Source organism: Burkholderia sp. Ax-1720 (assembly GCF_011753035.1).
Taxonomy (GTDB): Bacteria; Pseudomonadota; Gammaproteobacteria; order Burkholderiales; family Burkholderiaceae; genus Burkholderia; species Burkholderia gladioli.
This window is the reverse complement of the sequence record NZ_VWWK01000421.1, coordinates 1-1374: the sequence shown is the minus strand read 5'-3', so window position 1 is coordinate 1374 and position 1374 is coordinate 1. Positions and strand designations below refer to the sequence as shown.

Annotated in this window: 1 protein-coding gene; it reads left to right on the top strand. The window is 72.4% G+C overall.

Going from position 1 to position 1374, the window contains the following annotated elements:
- Positions 1 to 210 precede the first annotated feature (210 nt).
- Positions 211 to 1326: an OpgC domain-containing protein gene (locus tag F3J18_RS37365; RefSeq protein WP_013689982.1), complete on the top strand. Its 1116-nt coding sequence runs from the start codon at positions 211 to 213 to the stop codon at positions 1324 to 1326.
- Positions 1327 to 1374 lie beyond the last annotated feature (48 nt).

Genomic DNA, 1374 nt, shown 5'->3' with positions numbered 1-1374 from the left:
GCGAGTCGCAGCGCGGCGCGCCGGCGATGCGCCAGGCTGGTGCGGATCGAGCCGGGCCGCGCGAACCGTCGATGCCCCCGCAACGATGGCACAATCACGTCCGTTTCCGCTCCCCGCCGTCCGCTTCATGCCGAGTTTTCCGTCGCGCGCCGCCATCGTCCGCGCGCCCTCTTCCGCTGCCCGTTTCCGCGCCCGCCGGCGCCCTCGCGCATGAACGCGCCCGCCCATGCGCCGGCGCCGCGCGCCGGCCGTTTCGCCGAGCTCGATTTCTTTCGCGGGCTGGTGCTGCTGGTGATCGTGGTCGACCATATCGGCGGCAGCATCCTGTCGCGCGTGACGCTGCACGCCTACGCGCTGTGCGACGCGGCCGAGGTGTTCGTGTTCCTGGGCGGCTTCGCCACCGCGATCGCCTACAACTCGCTGGCCGAGCGCCAGACCGAGGCGGTCGCGCGCCAGCGCTTCATCCGCCGCGCCTTCGAGATCTACCGCGCCTTCCTGATCACCGCCGGGCTGATGCTGCTGATCACGGCGGCGCTCAACGCGCTCGCGATCGACGGCCCGAACATGCCGACCAACGACCTGGAAGGGCTGCTGCACAAGCCGCTCGCGGCGCTGCGCGACATCCTGCTGTTCCGCCGCCAGCCCTACCTCGCCTCGGTGCTGCCGATGTACGCGATCTTCGCGGCGCTGGTGCCGCTGGCGCTGCCGCTGGCGCGCGGCAAGCCCTGGCTGCTGCTGGCGATCAGCCTGCTGGGCTGGCTTTCGGCGCGGCGCATCGCCGGCTACCTGCCGGGCGTCGACGGCATGCCCTGGGACTTCAATCCCTTCGCCTGGCAGTTCCTGTTCGTGCTCGGCGCGCTGTGCCGCTGCCAGCCGGTCTACGCGGCGCTCTCGCGGCAGCCGCGCGGGGTGCTGGTGACGGCGCTGGCGGTGGCCGTGGTGGCCGCGGGCGCCTATTACCGGCTGCGCATCGAGCCGTTCCCGACCGATCCGGCCATCAAGCAGAACCTCGGCGCGGTGCGCCTGCTCAATTTCCTGGCGATCGCCTGGCTGGCCGCCAAGCTGGTCCACCTGGGCTGGATGCACAAGGTGGCGCGGGCGATGCCCTGGATCGGCACGATCGGCCGCCAGGGCCTGCTCTGCTTCGTGGCCGGCACGGGGATCTCGCTGTCGGTGGATTCGGTGCTGTACTGGCAGACCGACGGTTATCTCGACGTGCCGCTCGGGCTGACCGCCGACGCGGTCGCGATCGGCCTGCTCTACCTGGTCGCCAAGCTCTACGGGCCGCTGGCCGCGCGCCTGCCCTTCCTGCGCCCGCGGCGCTGAGGGCGCGGCGCTGCCGGGCAGGCGCCGGCGTTCAGCCCTGCGCCCGGG